This is a genomic window from Pseudomonas sp. MYb541 (assembly GCF_037479595.1).
Classification (GTDB): domain Bacteria; phylum Pseudomonadota; class Gammaproteobacteria; order Pseudomonadales; family Pseudomonadaceae; genus Aquipseudomonas; species Aquipseudomonas canadensis.
In genome coordinates, this window is sequence record NZ_JBBGYS010000063.1 from 17,134 (window position 1) to 35,332 (window position 18,199).

An 18,199-nucleotide genomic window follows, 5' to 3' on the forward strand; every position below is an offset into this window, starting at 1 on the left:
ACATCGTGCCAAAGGTGTACTCGGTCAAATGTGGGAGCTGGCTTGCCTGCGATAGCATCGACTCGGTATACCTGAATGATCGAGGTGTCTGCATCGCAGGCAAGCCAGCTCCCACAGGGGTTCTGTGTTTATCCAGTTAGAGAAGGTGTGCCTGCTCATGAGCAAAACCGTCGCCATCCTGATCTTCCCCGGCGTCCAGTCACTGGACGTGACCGGCCCCATGGACGTGTTCTGCGAAGCCAACCGTTTTCTACCGCCGCAAGACCATTACCAATTGGACGTGATCGGCTACGGCCACGGCAACATGGCCGCTTCCAACGGCCTCTCACTGCAGGCCCACCATCACTACAGCGAAGCCCTGCGAGCCTACGACCTGCTGCTGGTCGCCGGCGGCCCGCAGTTGCCCTTCGAAGACTTCGGCGCCGAGTTTGATGACTGGCTGCGCGGCGCTACCGCCCGTGCGCAACGTTTCGGCTCGATCTGCAACGGCGCCTTCATGCTGGCACGCGCCGGGCTGTTGGATGGCAAAACCGTGACCACCCACTGGAATGACGCGGCGGATCTGGCGCGCCTGTGCCCCACAGCCCAGGTCGAAGCCGACCGCCTCTACGTGCAGGACGGCAATCTCTACACCTCGGCCGGGGTTACGGCAGGCATCGATCTGTCGCTGTATTTGCTGGCCCAGGATCACGGCCCGGAAGTCGCGTTGAGCGTGGCCAAGCGCCTGGTGGTGTTCACCCAGCGCTCGGGCGGGCAGTCACAGTTCAGTCCGTTCCTCACACCCCACGCCGAAACCACCTCGGCGGTGGCGCTGGTGCAACTGTACGTGTTGGCGAACCTGACAGGGGATTTGACCATTGCCGACCTGGCCAAGGCGGCCAATATGAGCGCGCGTAATTTCTCCCGGGTGTTTGCCCGAGAGGCGCGGATCACGCCAGCGGAATTTGTCGAACGGGCGCGGGTAGACGCGGCACGGGTCATGCTCGAAAGCAGCCCCGCGCCGCTCAAGACCGTTGCCTACCAATGCGGCTTTCGCGACGCCCAGCACATGCGCAGTGTGTTTAACCGCCGGCTGGGCGTGACGCCGCAACAGTTCCGGCTTAACTTTGCGGCGCCGGTTTGAGGGTGTCGTAGGCTTCCAGTGCGCGCAACGAGTAGATGTACGCCGCACCCGCATTCAGCGAGATCGCGGTGGCCAGGGTTGCGGCGACTTCTTCGCGAGTGGCGCCGGCCTTGATCGCCGCGTCGGCATGCACGCCGATGCAGCCGTCGCAGCGCGTGGTGATGGCCACGGCGATGGAGATCAGTTCACGGGTCTTGGCGTCGAGCACGTTGTTTTCTTCGGCGGCCTCGCCCAGCGCCATGTAGGCTTTGACCATCTTCGGGTTGCTCTTGCCCAGTGTGCCAAAGGCTTTCTTTACGGTAGGCAGCAAGTCGGACCAGTTATTGAACATTGCGGTAACTCCTGAACAGGTGTGGGTGGTGTGGAGCCAGTCTCTTCCGTTCAGAGTTAGCGGTATTGTTCAATCCGCTCATCTTTTTGACCGATGCTCGCAAATGAATTCGATCGACACGCTTATCGCGCTGGCCAACCTGCGCGGCAGTCTAGATCTACGTTGCCAATTCCAGGGGGAGTGGGCCCTGGGTCATTCACCGGAAAGCCTCGGCGTGGCGCCTTACCACATCGTGCTCAGCGGCACCTGTCGTGCCGAGTTGTCCGGCGGGCAGCAGGTGACGCTGGAGGAGGGCGATATCCTGCTGATGCCCGGCGGTGCCACCCATTTGCTGCGCAGCCAGGGTGCGCGGATTCGGCCGATGCAACCGCAAGTGGTCAGCGGTGGCCTGCTCCCGGTGCATCGCCTGGGCGGCGACCGACCAGACCTGGACATGCTCTGTGGCAGTTTCCACTACAACCGCCAGTCATTGCTGCTCGGCGCGTTGCCGGAGTACCTGGTGGTGTCCAGCCGCGAGTGGCAGGGCGACGGCCAACTGGCGGCGTTGATCGCGTTATTGCGCAGTGAAGCGGACGGCCAGCAATTGGGTGCGCGCTCCTTTATCGATGCGTTGTCGTCGGCGCTGTTCACCCTGATCCTGCGTACTTGGCTGGCCCGTCAGACACCCGTGGCCGGCACCTTCGCGTTGCTCGCTGACAAGCGCTTGAGCAAAGCCTGGCAGGCGATGCTGGCCGATCCGGGGCATGAGTGGACCATCGACAGCCTGGCGGCTGCCGCGACGATGTCACGCGCCACCTTCATGCGTGCGTTCGTGAAAGTGGCGGGCGTATCGCCGTGGGTGCTGCTGACCCAGTTGCGCATGGAGTTGGCCTTCAACCTGTTGCGCCAGTCGCACCTGAGCCTGCTGGATATCGCCGCCCAGGTGGGTTACCAGTCCCAGGCGGCGTTCAGCAAGAAATTCAAGGAGACCTATGGCGAGGCGCCGGGGCGCCTGCGTTCATCGGGCGGGTAGCAGCTTGAGAGTGCCACGGGTGTTGGCGGTGACTTCCTCGTCGGTGAAATGCGCCTGCTCATAGCCGCCTTCGATGTAGGTTTCTGCCTGGTCGCCATAGTGCTTGTCGAACGGCACACCGCTTTGGCCGACCGGGTTGATGGTCAGCGCGTGGGCCGCGTCGGCGAAGTCGATCAGGCGGCGAGTCGAAGGCCCGTAGGTGACGGGCCACGGTGCCGGGCCGATGTTGGCTGACTGGTTGTTCGGCACTTCGTGGGTGCCCGGCGCCGGGAACGGGCCGACATTGACGATCAGGTCCAAGGGTTTCTGCGAGCCCAGCGGATGGCCGTGGGTCAGGGTATGGGCCTTGCCCCACTGCCATTGGCTAGGATCATCGCCAAAGGTGGCCTTGAGGTGCGTTAGGCTGTTGTCCCAGGCGAGCTTGACGGTGTCGGCGCGCTTGCCGTCCCACCACGGTGAATCCGGCGCGGCGGCCAGGCGTGGCAAGGCAGCGTCGATCACGCGGGTGCCGAGCAGGGTCTTGAACATTCCGTCACCCAGTTTCGGGTGGAAGGCGGCGTCGGCCAGGTTGAACAGGAACTGGTTGAACAGCGTGGCGCTGGTCGAGTCCAGCGGGTAGTCACCTTTCCAGCTTGCAAGCTGCTCCACCAGTTTCAACTGCGCCGGATCCTTGACCACCTCACGCAGCACCGGCAACAGCGGCGCCAACAGGCGTGGGCCAAAGGCGGTGGTGGTGCCGAGCTGCAAGGCCTGGCTGTTGTTCACATCCCACTTCACGCTCTTGTCGCTCAACTGCGCGTTCAACTGTTGGCCGCGATCGGCCAGGTTGTAGTAACCGGGAATCTCCATGCCAGTCGGCGAGACCGGCTGGGCATTGGCCGATACCACGTAACCGCGCCCCGGATTTTCTTCCTGGGGGTTGGCGCTGAAAGGGTAGAAGCCCAGCTTGTCGGCCTGGGCGGTGCTGCCGTCAAGGATAAACCCGGCGTTGACCCCGGCCGGGCGGATCGGCAACTGCGCCGCCGCCCACCAGCCGATATCGCCCTTGGCGTTGGCCCACACAATGTTCAGCCCCGGCGCCGACACCTTGGCCGCCGCCGCACGGGCCTTCAACAGCGTGTCGGCACGGTTGAGCTGGTAGAAGCCCTCAAGGATCGGGTTCTGGGTATCGAGGAACGCCCACCACATGGCAATCGGCGTCTTGCCGGCGTTTTCGCCCAGCACGTCATTGATGATCGGGCCGTGGGGGGATTGACGCAGGGTCAACGTCACCGGCGCCTGGCCTTTCACGGCGATTTGCTGCTCGGCGCTGCTCATGTCGACCCATTGGTCGTGGTACCAGACCTGGTTGGGGTTGTCCGGGTTGACCTTCTCGGCGATGAGGTCGAGGTCATCGTTCTGGAACATGGTCAGGCTCCAGCCGAAGTCCAGGTTGTGCCCCAGGAACGCCACCGGCACCAGTGCGTTGTGGTAGCCATATAGCTCGAACCCCGGCGCAGACAGCTGCGCCTCGTACCACACCGACGGCACCGAAAAACGGATATGCGGGTCACCGGCCAGCAACGGTTTGCCGCTCTTGGTGCGGTTGCCGCTGATGGCCCAGGCGTTGCTGCCTTCGAACTGCGGCAGGCCGTTGTCGGCCAGGGCCTGTTCGCTCAGGGAGGCGATGGCACCGAGGGCCTGCCAATCGCTGGTGGCGAGGTTGAGGGCGCCCTTGGGCTGCCAGTCCAGGTCGAAGACTTTCAGGTAGTCACTGCCCAGTTGGTCGCGGATGTACGTCAGCACAGGCTCGGTACGAAACGCGGCGGCAAAGCTGTAGGCCATGTACCCGGCGACGCTGATGGTGTCCTCGGCGGTAAACGGTCGTTTAGGGATGCCCAGCACGTCGAACTCCATCGGGCTGGCGTGGCTGTCCTGATACTGGTTGATCCCGTCCAGATAGGCTTGCAGGGCCTTCCAGTGCGCTGACTCGTGGTCGAGTTGCGCGACATAGGTGGCCGCGCGGTCGCGAATGCGCAGGCTGCGGAACAACTTGTCGGTCTCCAGCACCTTGGGCCCGAGCACCTCGGCCAGCTCGCCCCGGGCCAGGCGCCGCATGATCTCCATCTGGAACAGCCGGTCCTGGGCGTGCACGTAGCCCAGGGCGCGGTAAAGATCGGTTTCGTTCTCGGCTTGGATGTGTGGCACGCCACGGTCGTCGTAACGCACGGTGACCGAGCCTTGCAGGTTGGCCAGTGTTGCCGTGCCCTGGCGGGTGGGCTGCTTGCTGTACAGGTACCAACCGGCGCCGAGGGCGACCAGCACGACAAGAACCGCGAGAACCCGCAAGACGCGCTTCATGAACATTCCTTACCAAGAGTGGGGTGGCGAGTTACGAGCCTTTTGGCCACGAACAATAGCAGCCCACCGCCAGGGTGTGCGTGGCATTTACCTCGCGTCCTGTTTCAAGGGCCTTCAAGATCGGCTCAATAAAACTGTTGCTGGAATTACACGTGAGGCCTTCGCTGTAGGGCCCGAAGTACGCGAGCTTGCCGCTGCGATCCCAGATACCCACGGCCGGGCTGGCCGGCACCTGCTCCGCGCCGGGCAGGGCGGTGAGGGTCTTCATGCTGCGCAGGTTGTCGGGCAGTTGGCCGTGGCTGCCGGGCTTTTGCAGCGCGTAGAACTCAACGCCTTGGGGCGCGTACTGCTCGATCAGCTCGCCCAGGTGCTGCTGGTTGCCGACGTTGCACGGGCAAGCCGGGTCCCAGAAGTGCACCAGGCGAATCGGGCCGGGGCCGGCAAGGTCGGCGGGTAGCTTCAACGGGTCGCCGGAAAACACCGCCGTGTGTTCGCTGAAGGCGCGCAGGTAGCGGCCCTGGAACCAGTCATACGCCGCCCACAGCACGCCGGTGCAGATAACCAGGATCAGGCTGGCGAACAAGGCGGTGCGGTAGGGCTGTCGCATTCAGTTGTATCCTCGAAGGTCGCGTAGCTTGCCATGCTTGTCCTGACAGATGAATATCGCAGCTCGATATTCATCTTTGCCGCAAGTCTGGAAGCCTTTATGCCTGTTACCTTTGACCCTGATCATCTGCGCGAAAGCTTGCGGCCCCTGGTGGATGCGCAACCGCTTTCAGCCGAGGCGCGGGTCTACCAGCGTTTTTACGGTCTGGACCAGGCCGTGAGCCGTCTGGGGCGTTTCGAGGTGGAGGATTTTGAGGTGGTGGCGCAGGTGTGGTGGCCGCCCACGCCGGTGGCGACGATGTTCATGTTCCACGGTTTCTACGACCACATGGGGCTGTACCGCCATGTGGTGAAGTGGGCGCTGGAGCAGGGTTTCGTGGTGATCGCCTGCGATTTACCGGGGCACGGCCTGTCCAGTGGCGTGCGTGCCAGCATCGATGATTTTGCGGTGTATCAACAGGTGGTGAATGCGCTGTTCACCCAGGCGCAAGCGCTGCAACTGCCGCAACCCTGGCACCTGTTCGGGCAAAGCACCGGCGGCGCAGTGGTGGTGGATCACCTGCTCAACCATGGCGCCGACAGCCCGGCTCAGGGCAAGACTTTCCTACTGTCACCCCTGGTGCGGCCGCGTGCCTGGGGGTGGTCGCAGGTCAGTTACTACTTGTTGCGTTCTTTCGTCAAAGGCATTGCGCGGCGATTCAGCGAGAATACCCACGATCCGGCATTCAAGCCGTTCCTGGAAGCCGACCCGCTGCAGCCGCGCCAACTGCCGACCGCCTGGGTCGGCGCCTTGGCGCGCTGGATCAAACGCATCGAAGCCGCACCGCGCAGCGCCCGGCGACCGGTGATCGTTCAAGGTGAGGAAGATATGACGGTGGACTGGCAGCACAACCTGCAGGTGTTGCGCGGCAAGTTCGACCAGCCCGAGGTGTTGATGCTGCCGCGTGGCAGGCATCACCTGGCCAATGAGATTCCGGAGATTCGTGAGCAGTACTTCCGGTATCTCACTGACCACCTGCGGTAACACTATCCAAATGTGGGAGGGGGCTTGCCCCCGATAGCGGTGGTTCAGCAAACAATAGATGTCTGACAAATCGCCATCGGGGGCAAGCCCCCTCCCACATTTTTTACTGCGTGAGGCTTGAGGTGCTCTGACCGACTGCAAGTCCGGCGCGAATGGCCGCAAGGGCCGCCTGGTAATACGCCTTGCCCTCCGGCGACTCGGCAAACGTCGCGAATTCTTCCAGCTCCGGGTCGGACAAATCCCGATAGACGTACAGCAGCGTGTTGTTCAGATCCTTGTCGATCTGCTGCATCAACCGCTCACGCTGGCCGTTCAACATGCCTTGGGCCTGCCCGCCGCCCAACAGGCCGGGAATCATCTGGCTCAGACTATCGGCCGCCACACCAGCAATCGCCAGGCTGACTTCCGCGCCCGCTTCACGGGCCGGCAGGGCCTGGGCCAGGTGGCCGATGATCAGGCTGCGAGTCGCGTCGGCTTCGATTTTCGGCAGGCCTTGGGCGTTTTTCGCCAATTGATCACGGCGCGTGGCGAGCAACTCGGCGGCGACAATCTTGCGGCCCAGGGGCGATTGGAAAAACGCCAGGGCCGGCTTAGGGTCCGCCAGGTTTTTGCGCAACTGTGCTTCGGCACGCTGGTCCACCGCCTGGGCGGCGAAGCGCTTATTGCTGTTGTCCACCAGCGCCTGGTACACCGCCGGCGGCAGGCTGTTGCGGTAGCGCTGCTGGGCGGCACTGAGGGCGTCATTGAAATGCGCACGTTGTTCGGCCCAGCCGGCGACCTTGTACAACTGGTCATGGCCGTCTGCCCAGGCGGGCAAAACGCAGAACATCAGCAAGGAAAAAAACAAACGACGCATATGGACTCCTGTCAGTCGGCCACTATTGTCCGTGTCGGGCGTAGGATTTGTCGAGAAGTCCTATCAGTCACCTGACTAAAGTGCAGTCAGACGCTCGGTGGCTCTGTCGGATTCACAGGCGTATGGATACTATGCGCGCCATGCAAATACCCCTCGATCACCCCTTGCTGCAATGTATTGTCGACGACCTGGCCGAAAAGGGCTGGTCCCGGCAGGACGGCTTCCTGCCCCAGGCTCTGACCCTGGAACTGGCGGCTGAGTGCCGTAAACGTGCGGCCGAGGGTGAACTGGCCCCAGCGGCGGTAGGGCGTGGCCCGGCCCAGGAGATTCGCGAAGGCATTCGCGGTGACCATATCCAGTGGCTGGAAGAGGGCGATGCGGCGGTCTGCGACACCTATATGGCGTTGATGGACAGCCTGCGCCTGGCGATGAACCGCAGCCTGTTCCTGGGCCTGGAAGACTTCGAAAGCCACTTTGCGATGTACCCGCCGGGGGCGTTCTACCTCAAGCATCTGGACCGTTTCCGCGACGACGACCGCCGCATGGTCTCGGCAGTGATCTACTTGAACGATGCCTGGCTGCCCGAGCATGGCGGCCAGTTGCGCATGTACCTCAAGGACGGCGTCGAATACGATGTGGTGCCCACCGGCGGTTGCCTAGTGGTGTTCCTGTCGGGCGAAGTGCCCCACGAAGTCCTGCCCGCCACGCGCGAACGCCTGTCCCTCACCGGTTGGTTTCGCCGGCGGGGTAACGAGCCGTTCTGAGTATGCAAAAGATTCTGATCAGCCGCTGCCTGCTGGGGCACAAGGTGCGCTACGACGGTGGGGCCAGCGGGCCGTTCGACCAACTGGCGGTGTGGCAGGCCGAAGGGCGTGTGGTTGCCATCTGCCCGGAAGTGTCGGGTGGTTTGCCGACGCCTCGCCCCGCTGCCGAAATTCCAGGCGGGCAAGGCGTGGATGTCTGGGAGGGCCGCGCCCAGGTACTCACAGCCGAGGGCGAAGATTTCAGCGCGGCGTTCCTTGAGGGTGCGCGCCAGGCCCTGGCGCTGGTGCAGCGCCATAACATCCGCATCGCCGTGCTCAAGGCCAATAGCCCGTCGTGCGGCAATCTGCTGACTTACGACGGCACCTTCAGTGGCGTGAAGGTGAGTGGCGAAGGTGTGACGGCTGCGCTGCTCAAGCAGCATGGGGTGTTGGTGTTCAGTGAGCTAGAACTGGCACAAGCCGCGCAGGCATTGCAGGCCGGCGGTTATTGAGTCTGGGCCGCCGGACGGTTGGGGTAATCTACAAGCCACTTCTGCAACAGCTCCCTGAATCGATCGTCGGATTTGAGTCGTTGCAGTGCGTTGTTCAGGCTTGACTTGAATGCCGGGTTGCCCTTCTGGAACGGCATCGCATAAAGGGTCGACGGGCCTGTCATGCGCCCACGGGATTCGCCGTAAGGCTCACTGAAATCGAACCGATCCTGCAATTCGGGAGTCACAGCGATATAGTTCATCGCTACGTCGTACTTGCCGCTTTCCACTCCTGGCAGCAGGTCAGTCGCATCGATGGTGATGAACGATGCGCGCACGTCCATCTCCTTGGCCAGTTGCTCGCCGAGTTCTACTTCCAAACCGGTGAGTTTGTTTCCTTCCTTGAAACTGTATGGCGGGTTGTCGGCCACGAGTGCAATGCGCAGTTCGCCTCGATCAAATACATCATCGAGCAGTTCGGCATGCGCCAAGGGACTTAGAAGGGGAAGCAGCAGTAACAGGCCAGGCGAAAAGCGCATGGTCACTCCTAGAGATTTTTAATGTGCGAGGCGCCGTTCAGCATCGCTTTGCTATGGTGTTGAGTGCCTTGGACAGCAATTTGTCGCGAAGTTGTCATAACCCTACAGATTTCATAGAAAAACTGGAGAAGCGAATGAACGCCTTTTTGTCCCGTGCCACCCTGGCCTCCCTGATGCTGGGTGCTTCGATGTTGGCCACTGCTGCGGACGGTATCCCGCGCAGCGCTCCACCTGCAGATGCCAAAGTATTTATCGTCTCGCCAAAAGACGGCGCCACGGTCGATAAAACCTTCACCGTGAAGTTCGGCATGGAAGGCTTGAAGCTGGCCCCGGCCACCAGCCAGGACCCAGGCACCGGTCACCACCATCTGCTGATCGACCAGAAAGAGCTGCCTGACGCCAGCGTGCCGATCCCGGCCACAGACACGGTGATCCACTACGGCAAGGCCCAGACCGAAGCCGAACTGACCCTCACCCCAGGCAAGCACACCCTGCAACTGGTGGCCGGGGACAAACTGCACATGCAGTTCAACCCGACTGTAGCCTCTAAAGTGATCACGGTTAACGTCAAATAAGATTTGTTCAGATGCAAAAAAGGGAGCCCCGAGGGGCTCCCTTTTTCATGTTGCGGCGAAACCTTAGAACAACACGCGGCTACGAATCGTACCGTTGATGTGCTGCAGCTTCTCTTGCGCCAGGTCCGAGTACTCGGCGTCGACGTCGATCACCACGTAGCCGACCTTCTCGTTGGTCTGCAGGAACTGACCGGAGATGTTGATGCCGTTTTCCGCGAAGACCTTGTTGATCTCCATCATCACGCCAGGGATGTTCTGGTGGATGTGCAGCAGACGGTGCTTGCCTGGGTGAGCCGGCAGGGCCACTTCGGGGAAGTTCACCGACGACACCGAGGTACCGTTGTCGCTGTACTTGACCAGCTTCTCCGACACTTCCAGGCCAATGTTGGCTTGGGCTTCAGCGGTGGAACCGCCGATGTGCGGGGTCAGGATCACGTTGTCCAGGCCACGCAGCGGGCTTTCGAAGATGTCGTCGTTGGAGCGCGGCTCCACCGGGAACACGTCGATGGCAGCGCCGATCAGGTGCTTGTCCTTGATCGCGTCGGCCAGGGCGTCCAGCTCGACCACGGTGCCACGGGCAGCGTTGATCAGGATGCCGCCTTTCTTGATGGCGCGGATTTCCTTCTCGCCGATCATCCACTGGGTCTCAGCGGTTTCCGGAACGTGCAGGGTCACGATGTCGGACATGCCCAACAGCTCGGTCAGGCTGGCCACTTGCGTGGCGTTGCCCAATGGCAGCTTGGTCAGGGTGTCGTAGAAAAACACCTGCATGCCGAGGCCTTCAGCCAGGACCGACAACTGAGTACCGATCGAGCCGTAACCGACGATACCCAGCTTCTTGCCGCGGATTTCGAAGGAGTTGGCTGCGCTCTTGATCCAGCCGCCACGGTGGCAGGAAGCGTTCTTCTCTGGAATGCCGCGCAGCAACAGGATCGCCTCGGCCAGCACCAGTTCCGCAACGGAGCGGGTGTTGGAGTACGGTGCGTTGAACACCGCGATGCCGCGCTCGCGCGCTGCGTTGAGGTCGACCTGGTTGGTGCCGATGCAGAAACAGCCGACCGCCACGAGTTTCTTGGCGTGATCGAAGATCTCTTCGGTCAGCTGAGTGCGGGAGCGAATGCCGATGAAGTGCGCGTCGGCGATCTTTTCCTTGAGTTGGGCTTCCGGCAGAGAACTGGTGATGTACTCAATGCTGGTGTACCCGGCGGCTTTCAGAACGTCGACAGCCGATGGGTGGACGCCTTCCAGAAGAAGGAACTTGATCTTGCTCTTATCGAGAGAAGTCTTGCTCATCTGCGTAAACCTGTATCCCGGAGAAAAATGGCAGGGAATCGAGCAGCACAAGCTGACCCGGACGGCAGGAAAGCCGTCACCGCAGAAACGCCCTTGGGCTCTGTCCTGCGGGGGCGGTATGCTAGCATACGCGCCCCGCTAAACACCTATTCCTGCGACGTGAAGCGTTCTCAGGATGACCATGAATTGTTCGAGAGTTCTGTCGATGACCCATCCTGCCCTGATTGATGAGCTAAAGACCCTGGTTGAGCCCGGCAAAGTGCTGACCGATGCAGACTCCCTGGAGGCTTACGGCAAGGATTGGACCAAGCACTTCGCACCCGCGCCGACCGCCATCGTCTTCCCCAAGACCACTGAGCAGGTCCAGGCCATTGTGCGCTGGGCCAATACCCACAAGGTGGCGCTGGTGCCATCGGGCGGTCGTACCGGCTTGTCGGCCGCTGCCGTGGCGGCGAATGGCGAAGTGGTTGTGTCGTTCGACTATATGAACCAGATCCTCGACGTGAACCTCACCGACCGCACCGCCGTGTGCCAGCCGGGCGTGGTCACCAAGCAATTGCAGAACGTCGCTGAAGAAAAGGGCCTGTACTACCCGGTGGACTTTGCATCGTCCGGTTCCAGCCAGATTGGCGGCAATATCGGCACCAATGCCGGCGGGATCAAGGTGATTCGCTACGGTATGACCCGCAACTGGGTGGCCGGCATGAAGGTTGTCACCGGCAAGGGCGACGTACTGGAGCTGAACCGCGACCTGATCAAGAACGCCACCGGCTACGACATGCGCCAGCTGTTCATCGGCGCCGAGGGCACCTTGGGCTTTGTGGTCGAAGCCACCATGCGCCTGGACCGTGCGCCGAAAAACCTCACCGCGATGGTGCTGGGCACCACCGACTTTGATTCGATCATGCCGGTATTGCACGCGTTCCAGAGCAAACTGGACCTGACCGCCTTCGAATTCTTCTCCGACAAGGCTCTGGCCAAGGTCATGGGCCGTGGCGATGTGCCGGCGCCGTTCGACACCGAGTGCCCGTTCTACGCGCTACTGGAATTCGAAGCCACCACCGAAGAAGTCGCCAACCACGCGCTGGAAACCTTTGAGCATTGCGTCGAGCAGGGCTGGGTGCTGGACGGCGTGATGAGCCAGAGCGAAACCCAACTGCACAACCTGTGGAAACTGCGCGAGTACATCTCCGAAACCATTTCCCACTGGACCCCGTACAAGAACGATATCTCGGTAACTGTCTCCAAAGTACCGGCGTTCTTGAAGGAAATCGACGCGATTGTCGGCGAACACTACCCAGATTTTGAAATCGTCTGGTTCGGCCACATCGGCGATGGCAACCTGCACCTGAACATCCTCAAGCCAGAAAACCTGAGCAAGGACGAGTTCTTCGCCAAGTGCGCCACCGTGAACAAGTGGGTGTTTGAAACCGTCGAGAAGTACAACGGTTCGATCTCCGCCGAACACGGCGTGGGCATGACCAAGCGTGACTACCTGACCTACAGCCGCTCGCCGGTTGAAATCGAATACATGAAGGCCGTCAAAGCCGTGTTCGACCCGAACGGGATCATGAACCCTGGCAAGATTTTCGCTGTTTAATCGCCCTGAAGGAGTCGTTCCATGAGCTACCAGCACAAGTATGTCGACGGCACCAACATCCACTTTCCGCTCGGCAAAGTGGTGTGTATCGGGCGTAACTATGCCGAACATGCCAAGGAACTGGACAACCCGGTGCCCACCGAGCCGCTGCTGTTCATCAAGCCCGGCAGCTGCGTGGTGCCGCTGGAAGGCGGTTTCAGCATCCCGACCGAACGCGGCTCGGTGCACTACGAGGCGGAAATCGCGGTATTGATCGGCAAACCCTTGTCGACCAAGCCCAGCCGTGAAGAAGTGTTGGATGCGATTTCCGGCTTCGCCCCGGCCCTGGACCTGACTTTGCGCGACAAACAGGCCGAGCTGAAAGCCAAGGGCCTGCCGTGGGAAATCGCCAAGTCCTTCGATGGTGCGGCGGTAATCGCGCCGTTCGTGGTGGGCAGCACCTTCCCGGACGTGACCGACATCGGCATCCGCCTGAGCATCAATGGCGAAGTGCGCCAGGATGGCAACAGCGCGCAGATGCTCAACCCGATCATTCCGATGATCCAGCACATGGCCGGCTGCTTCTCGCTGCAAGCGGGCGATGTGATCCTCACCGGCACCCCGGCCGGCGTGGGCCCGCTGAATGTAGGCGATGAGCTGGTGTTGGAGCTGTCGGGTGTGAACCGCTTCGAAAGCAGCGTTCGCTAAACCCTGGCGAAACGCGGTTAAAAATGTGGGAGCTGGCTTGCCTGCGATAGCATCACCCCGGTGTCATCTGAAAAACCGAGGTGCCTGCATCGCGGGCAAGCCCGGCTCCCACAAGTTCTGTGTGTGCCTTGAGTTCTGTGTTTTGCATTTTTTTCACACGCCATCCGGATAATCCTCAGCCTCTTGCGCGCGGGCTTGTGGTTCCTGTGCTATCACCTAACGCTGACTTTCCGGAAAAAGCGCTCAATGGCCGTGTCCTTGCCCTCCGCTACACCCAAGCTGCGTTCTCGTTTTGCCTTGCGCTGGTATTCCTGGCTGTTGCTGGTGGGAGTGATTTCCTACGGCGTAGCCTGGATCATGCACTGGGATGATCGGGGTGTGCTGTGGGTGTTGGAGCGTTTTGAATCGCCGGCTGAACGCCAGGAAAGCATCTGGCTGCCGGACTACCACGCCGTGATCGATGGCAAGCTTTTGCCGGGCATGGAGAAGGACGAAGCGTCCGACGTCTCCTACAACCCTCAGACCAAAACCCTGTTTTCCGTGATGGGCAAGAACCCGTTCCTCGCTGAGTTGAGCCTGCAAGGCGATGTGCTGCGCAAGATGCCGCTCAATGGCTGGGATAACCCGGAAGGCGTGACAGTGATGGAAAACGGCCTGATCGCCGTGGTCGATGAGCGCCAGCACACACTGACCATCGTCAAGGTTGACGCCACCACCGCGGCGTTGAACAAGGCCGATTTCCCGAGTTATGACCTGGGCCCGTCCAAAGACCAGAACAAAGCCTTTGAAGCCATCACCTGGGACAAGCGCAACCAGCAACTGGTGCTGGGCGAGGAGCGCCCGCCGGCGCTGTTCACCTGGAAAAGCGACGGCGGCCCGACCCTGTCTGGCGATAAGCAAAAGCTGACCAGCAAAGAATTGGACATGCGTAACCTCTCGGCCCTGGCCGTCGACCCGCGCACCGGGCATCTGCTGGTGCTGTCGGCCGACTCTCACCTGCTGCTGGAGTTGGACGAGAAGGGTGAGCAAGTCAGCTTCATGACCCTGCTCGGCGGTTTCAACGGTCTCAAAAACACCATTCCACGGGCGGAAGGCGTGACCATGGATGAGAACGGCACGCTGTACATTGTCAGTGAGCCAAACCTGTTCTATCGTTTCGAAAAGCAGAAATAGCACACCGATTACGTCGGATATGTCTCTATGAGCGGCATTCGCCAGACATCAGGGCGCGTTTAAGTTTAAATTCAGACAGGCGTGATATTCATTCGCCACTTTTGATTTTGAGCCCGCCCGATGCGACGACTAGCCAGCCCCAAACCCCTTCTCATCATGCTTGCACTGATCGCCTTGGTCAGCGCCGGGGCCGTTGCGCAACATTTCCGCCTGTTCGAGCGCGCCTGGTTCAACTGGCAGGCGTGGCGCCAGCCGACGGATGAGCGCTCCATTGGCCTGGCGGACTACCGTGTGACCCTGGAAGCCCAAGTGATCGAGGGGTTGGACGACGATGTGTCGGCCTTGACCTTCGACCCGGTGCGCAAAAGCCTGTTTACCGTCACCAATAAAAACGCCGAACTGATCGAGCTGTCCCTTGAGGGCAAGATCCTGCGGCGGATTCCCTTGATAGGGTTTGGCGATGCCGAGGCGGTGGAATTCATCAGCGACAACATTTACGTGATCAGCGATGAGCGCCAGCAGCGGCTGATCAAAGTGCATGTGGACGACGACACCCAATTCCTCGACGCCGCCGATGCGGAGCAAATGACCCTGGGCCTGCACGTGGGCGGCAACAAGGGGTTTGAGGGGCTGGCTTATGACTCGGTGGGCAAGCGCCTGTTCGTGGCTAAAGAGCGTGATCCGATGCTGATCTACGAGGTCCACGGTTTTCCCCACTTCAAGCCGGAAAAAACCTATTCGGTGCACGTGATCAACAACCCGAAGCGTGATGCCGGATTGTTTGTGCGTGACCTGTCGAGCCTGCAATACGATGAGCGCAGCGGCCATTTACTGGCGCTGTCGGATGAGTCGTTCCTGGTGCTGGAACTGGATATCGACGGTCGCCCGCTGAGCAGTCTGTCACTGCTGAACGGGCGCCATGGCCTGAAAAAGCGGGTGCCTCAGGCCGAAGGGATCGCCATGGATGACGAGGGCGCGTTGTACCTCGTCAGCGAGCCGAACCTGTTTTACGTGTTCAAGAAGCCTTGAGGGTTTTCACGCCTTCGGAGGTGCCCAGCAACAGTACATCCGCCGGACGCGCGGCGAACAGACCGTTGGTGACCACGCCGACGATCGCGTTGATCTGAGTTTCCAGCTCCACCGGATTAGTGATCTGCATGTTGAACACGTCGAGGATGATGTTGCCGTTGTCGGTCAATACGCCTTCGCGGTACACCGGGTCGCCGCCCAGTTTTACCAGCTCGCGGGCCACGTGACTGCGGGCCATAGGGATCACTTCCACCGGCAGCGGGAACGCGCCGAGTACGGGCACCAACTTGCTGGCGTCGGCGATGCAGATAAAGGTCTTGGCCACGGCCGCGACAATTTTCTCGCGGGTCAGGGCTGCGCCGCCGCCTTTGATCAGGTTCAGGTGCTCGTCGCTTTCATCGGCGCCGTCGACGTAGAACTCCAGGTCGCTCACGGTGTTGAGCTCGTACACCGGAATACCATGGCCTTTCAGGCGCGCGGCAGTGGCTTCGGAGCTGGCCACGGCGCCGTCGAATGCGCCCTTGTGTTGGGCCAGTGCGTCGATGAAGCAGTTGGCGGTGGAGCCGGTGCCGACACCGACGATGCTCTTGTCGTCGAGTTTAGGAAGGATTAAATCGACGGCGGCCTGGGCCACTGCCTGTTTGAGTTGATCCTGGGTCATGCGGGCTCCGGAACGGGCGGGGAGTTATCGAGGGGCGCGAGTATAACCCAACAAAACCTCTGGATTCGTGTGGTCGCCCGGCCAAACGCTGGGTTAGACTCCTTGGCCCTGCCCAACCTGCTCAGTGATTCCCGCCGATGCTTGAACAGTACGTCAAAAAGATCCTCACCTCGCGCGTCTACGACGTTGCCGTAGAAACCCCGTTGCAGACCGCCCGCCAGCTCTCCGAGCGGCTGGGCAACAAGGTCTGGCTCAAGCGTGAAGACTTGCAGCCGGTGTTCTCGTTCAAGATTCGCGGCGCGTACAACAAGCTGACCCAACTGACGGCTGAGGAACGCGCACGCGGCGTGGTCACGGCGTCGGCCGGCAATCATGCCCAGGGCCTGGCCCTGGCGGCCAAGGTGCTCGGGGTGAAAGCCACTATCGTGATGCCCAAGACCACCCCGGAAATCAAGGTCGAAGGCGTGCGCTCGCGTGGCGGCAAAGTGGTGCTGCATGGCGATTCCTTCCCGGAAGCCCTGGCCTACTCGCTAAAACTGGTCGACGAAAAAGGCTACGTCTACATCCATCCTTATGATGATCCGCACACCATTGCCGGGCAGGGCACCGTGGCGATGGAGATCCTGCGCCAGCATCCGGGGCCTCTGGACGCGATTTTCGTCCCGGTGGGCGGCGGCGGGCTGATTGCCGGGATTGCGGCATACGTGAAATACCTGCGCCCGGACATCAAGATCATCGGCGTCGAGCCGGACGACTCCAATTGCCTGCAAGCCGCCCTGGCCGCGGGCGAGCGCGTGGTGTTGCCAACCGTTGGTATCTTCGCCGATGGCGTGGCGGTAGCGCAGATCGGCCAGCACACGTTTGATATCTGCAAAGATTATGTAGACGAAGTGATCACCGTGAGCACCGATGAAATCTGTGCGGCGATCAAGGACATCTACGACGACACCCGTTCCATCACCGAGCCGGCAGGGGCATTGGGTGTGGCCGGGATCAAGAAGTACGTCGAGACCCGTGGCGTCACCGGGCAGACCCTGGTTGCCATCGACTCCGGCGCCAACGTCAACTTCGACCGCCTGCGCCATGTGGCCGAGCGCGCCGAGTTGGGTGAGGGCCGCGAAGCCATCATCGCCGTGACCATCCCCGAGAAGCCCGGCAGTTTCAAGGCGTTCTGCGAGGCCGTGGGCAAGCGCCAGATCACCGAATTCAACTACCGCTTCCACTCCGGCAGCGAGGCGCACATCTTTGTCGGCGTGCAGACCCACCCGGAAAACGACCCACGCAGCGCGCTGATCGCCAGCCTGACAGGCCAGGGTTTCCCGGTGCTGGACCTGACCGAGAACGAACTGGCCAAGTTGCACATCCGCCATATGGTCGGCGGCCATGCGGCTCACGTCAGCAATGAAGTGGTGTTTCGCTTCGAATTTCCGGAGCGTCCGGGGGCCTTGTTCAACTTTCTTAACAAATTGGGCGGGCGCTGGAACATCTCGATGTTCCACTATCGCAACCACGGCGCAGCCGACGGTCGTGTGGTCGCCGGCCTGCAAGTGCCGGCGAACGAGCGTCACCTGGTACCGGCAGCCCTGGAGGCCATCGGCTACCCGTACTGGGATGAAAGCGATAACCCGGCCTACAAACTGTTCCTCGGTTGAGCGACTACGCTGATTGGGGCGGCCTTTAAGGAAGACGAGACATGGAAACCCTGATCACCCTGAAAGTTATCCACATCGCGGCCACGGTGTTGCTGCTGCTTAGCGGCCTGGGCCTGGCGATACTGGCCTGGCGCAAACGCAGCGCGGGCCCGGCGGTGACCGTGCAGCGCCCGTGGGCGTTCGTCTGGTTGTTGATGGGCGTGTGTGTGGTGAGCATGCCGTTTACCGGTTGGTGGCTGGTGCACCTGGTCGGCTGGCCGCTGGGGCAGACCTGGATCCTGGGTTCCAGCCTCCTCTATACCGTGGCGGCGCTGGCCTGGTTCTGGCTGGTGGCGCGGCTCAATCGCCTGCGCAAGGGAGAGGGCGGTAGCCTGAACTTCACGCTGGTGCTGGCGGTGGTCAGCCTGGTGGGGTTCGTGGCGATTGCCGGATTGATGGGTGCCAAGCCGGTTTAAGGCTTTGGA

At 61.3% G+C, this 18,199-nt stretch carries 19 protein-coding genes; 12 read left to right on the plus strand and 7 right to left on the minus strand.

Translation table 11 applies throughout. The annotated features are described in order from the left end of the window. Window positions 1-157: 157 nt before the first annotated feature. Window positions 158-1,123 (plus strand): GlxA family transcriptional regulator, encoded by a 966-nt coding sequence (locus WH299_RS27755; RefSeq protein WP_122729747.1) that lies wholly within the window; start codon window positions 158-160, stop codon window positions 1,121-1,123. On the opposite strand, the gene WH299_RS27760 is transcribed toward WH299_RS27755, so the two are convergent. Beyond that, complete coding sequence (locus WH299_RS27760; RefSeq protein WP_028618364.1) at window positions 1,101-1,454, minus strand: carboxymuconolactone decarboxylase family protein; 354 nt, start codon at window positions 1,452-1,454, stop codon at window positions 1,101-1,103. The genes WH299_RS27755 and WH299_RS27760 overlap by 23 nt on opposite strands. A 103-nt stretch (window positions 1,455-1,557) precedes the next feature. Between WH299_RS27760 and WH299_RS27765 the strand changes: the two genes are divergently transcribed. Continuing rightward, window positions 1,558-2,466, plus strand: a complete 909-nt coding sequence (locus WH299_RS27765) for an AraC family transcriptional regulator (RefSeq protein WP_122729745.1) — start codon at window positions 1,558-1,560, stop codon at window positions 2,464-2,466. Here the strand turns inward: WH299_RS27765 and WH299_RS27770 are convergent. Next, a complete protein-coding gene (locus tag WH299_RS27770) occupies window positions 2,452-4,806 on the minus strand; it encodes a penicillin acylase family protein (protein ID WP_339551886.1) in 2,355 nt (784 codons plus the stop codon). The genes WH299_RS27765 and WH299_RS27770 overlap by 15 nt on opposite strands. 31 nt (window positions 4,807-4,837) lie before the next feature. Next, window positions 4,838-5,413 (minus strand): DUF6436 domain-containing protein, encoded by a 576-nt coding sequence (locus WH299_RS27775; RefSeq protein ID WP_123474860.1) that lies wholly within the window; start codon window positions 5,411-5,413, stop codon window positions 4,838-4,840. Between the two features lie 99 nt (window positions 5,414-5,512). On the opposite strand from WH299_RS27775, the gene WH299_RS27780 reads away from it, so the two are divergent. Then, complete coding sequence (locus WH299_RS27780; RefSeq protein WP_339551887.1) at window positions 5,513-6,436, plus strand: alpha/beta hydrolase; 924 nt, start codon at window positions 5,513-5,515, stop codon at window positions 6,434-6,436. Between the two features lie 103 nt (window positions 6,437-6,539). On the opposite strand, the gene WH299_RS27785 is transcribed toward WH299_RS27780, so the two are convergent. Then, window positions 6,540-7,292, minus strand: coding sequence for a DUF2059 domain-containing protein (locus tag WH299_RS27785; RefSeq protein WP_122729739.1), 753 nt, complete (start codon window positions 7,290-7,292; stop codon window positions 6,540-6,542). Between the two features lie 131 nt (window positions 7,293-7,423). Between WH299_RS27785 and WH299_RS27790 the strand changes: the two genes are divergently transcribed. Both WH299_RS27790 and WH299_RS27795 read left to right on the plus strand, forming a co-directional pair. After that, a complete protein-coding gene (locus tag WH299_RS27790) occupies window positions 7,424-8,056 on the plus strand; it encodes a 2OG-Fe(II) oxygenase (RefSeq protein WP_122729737.1) in 633 nt (210 codons plus the stop codon). A gap of 2 nt (window positions 8,057-8,058) precedes the next feature. Next, the gene (locus WH299_RS27795) at window positions 8,059-8,547 is read left to right on the plus strand and encodes a DUF523 domain-containing protein (RefSeq protein ID WP_122729735.1); all 489 of its coding nucleotides are present in this window, start codon (window positions 8,059-8,061) and stop codon (window positions 8,545-8,547) included. Here the strand turns inward: WH299_RS27795 and WH299_RS27800 are convergent. Beyond that, complete coding sequence (locus WH299_RS27800) at window positions 8,541-9,065, minus strand: transporter substrate-binding domain-containing protein (RefSeq protein WP_339551888.1); 525 nt, start codon at window positions 9,063-9,065, stop codon at window positions 8,541-8,543. The genes WH299_RS27795 and WH299_RS27800 overlap by 7 nt on opposite strands. A gap of 134 nt (window positions 9,066-9,199) precedes the next feature. Here WH299_RS27800 and WH299_RS27805 point away from each other — a divergent pair, with 134 nt between their 5' ends. Further along, window positions 9,200-9,640: a DUF4399 domain-containing protein gene (locus WH299_RS27805; RefSeq protein WP_122729731.1), complete on the plus strand. Its 441-nt coding sequence runs from the start codon at window positions 9,200-9,202 to the stop codon at window positions 9,638-9,640. Between the two features lie 63 nt (window positions 9,641-9,703). Here the strand turns inward: WH299_RS27805 and serA are convergent, their stop codons facing one another. Then, the gene (serA, locus tag WH299_RS27810; protein WP_003195214.1) at window positions 9,704-10,933 is read right to left on the minus strand and encodes a phosphoglycerate dehydrogenase; all 1,230 of its coding nucleotides are present in this window, start codon (window positions 10,931-10,933) and stop codon (window positions 9,704-9,706) included. 205 nt (window positions 10,934-11,138) lie between these two features. Between serA and WH299_RS27815 the strand changes: the two genes are divergently transcribed. The 4 genes from WH299_RS27815 (at window position 11,139) to WH299_RS27830 (ending at window position 15,422) form a co-directional block, all read left to right on the plus strand. Beyond that, the gene (locus WH299_RS27815; protein WP_099493155.1) at window positions 11,139-12,533 is read left to right on the plus strand and encodes an FAD-binding oxidoreductase; all 1,395 of its coding nucleotides are present in this window, start codon (window positions 11,139-11,141) and stop codon (window positions 12,531-12,533) included. Between the two features lie 21 nt (window positions 12,534-12,554). Then, window positions 12,555-13,220 (plus strand): fumarylacetoacetate hydrolase family protein, encoded by a 666-nt coding sequence (locus tag WH299_RS27820; RefSeq protein WP_016979016.1) that lies wholly within the window; start codon window positions 12,555-12,557, stop codon window positions 13,218-13,220. A gap of 246 nt (window positions 13,221-13,466) precedes the next feature. Then, window positions 13,467-14,393, plus strand: a complete 927-nt coding sequence (locus WH299_RS27825) for an SdiA-regulated domain-containing protein (RefSeq protein ID WP_339551891.1) — start codon at window positions 13,467-13,469, stop codon at window positions 14,391-14,393. A 120-nt stretch (window positions 14,394-14,513) separates the two neighbouring features. Next, on the plus strand, window positions 14,514-15,422 hold the full coding sequence (locus tag WH299_RS27830; RefSeq protein ID WP_122729726.1) for an SdiA-regulated domain-containing protein: 909 nt from the start codon (window positions 14,514-14,516) through the stop codon (window positions 15,420-15,422). On the opposite strand, the gene rpiA is transcribed toward WH299_RS27830, so the two are convergent. Continuing rightward, complete coding sequence (rpiA, locus tag WH299_RS27835) at window positions 15,409-16,083, minus strand: ribose-5-phosphate isomerase RpiA (protein WP_122729725.1); 675 nt, start codon at window positions 16,081-16,083, stop codon at window positions 15,409-15,411. The two genes, WH299_RS27830 and rpiA, sit on opposite strands and share 14 nt — an antisense overlap. 137 nt (window positions 16,084-16,220) lie before the next feature. Between rpiA and ilvA the strand changes: the two genes are divergently transcribed. Together ilvA and WH299_RS27845 are read left to right on the plus strand one after the other, a co-directional pair. Continuing rightward, window positions 16,221-17,735 carry a threonine ammonia-lyase, biosynthetic gene (ilvA, locus tag WH299_RS27840; protein ID WP_126569492.1) on the plus strand — a complete coding sequence of 505 codons (1,515 nt, stop codon included), beginning with the start codon at window positions 16,221-16,223 and terminating at the stop codon, window positions 17,733-17,735. 41 nt (window positions 17,736-17,776) lie between these two features. Then, a complete protein-coding gene (locus WH299_RS27845) occupies window positions 17,777-18,190 on the plus strand; it encodes a DUF2269 family protein (RefSeq protein ID WP_028618349.1) in 414 nt (137 codons plus the stop codon). The last annotated feature ends 9 nt before the right edge of the window (window positions 18,191-18,199 follow it).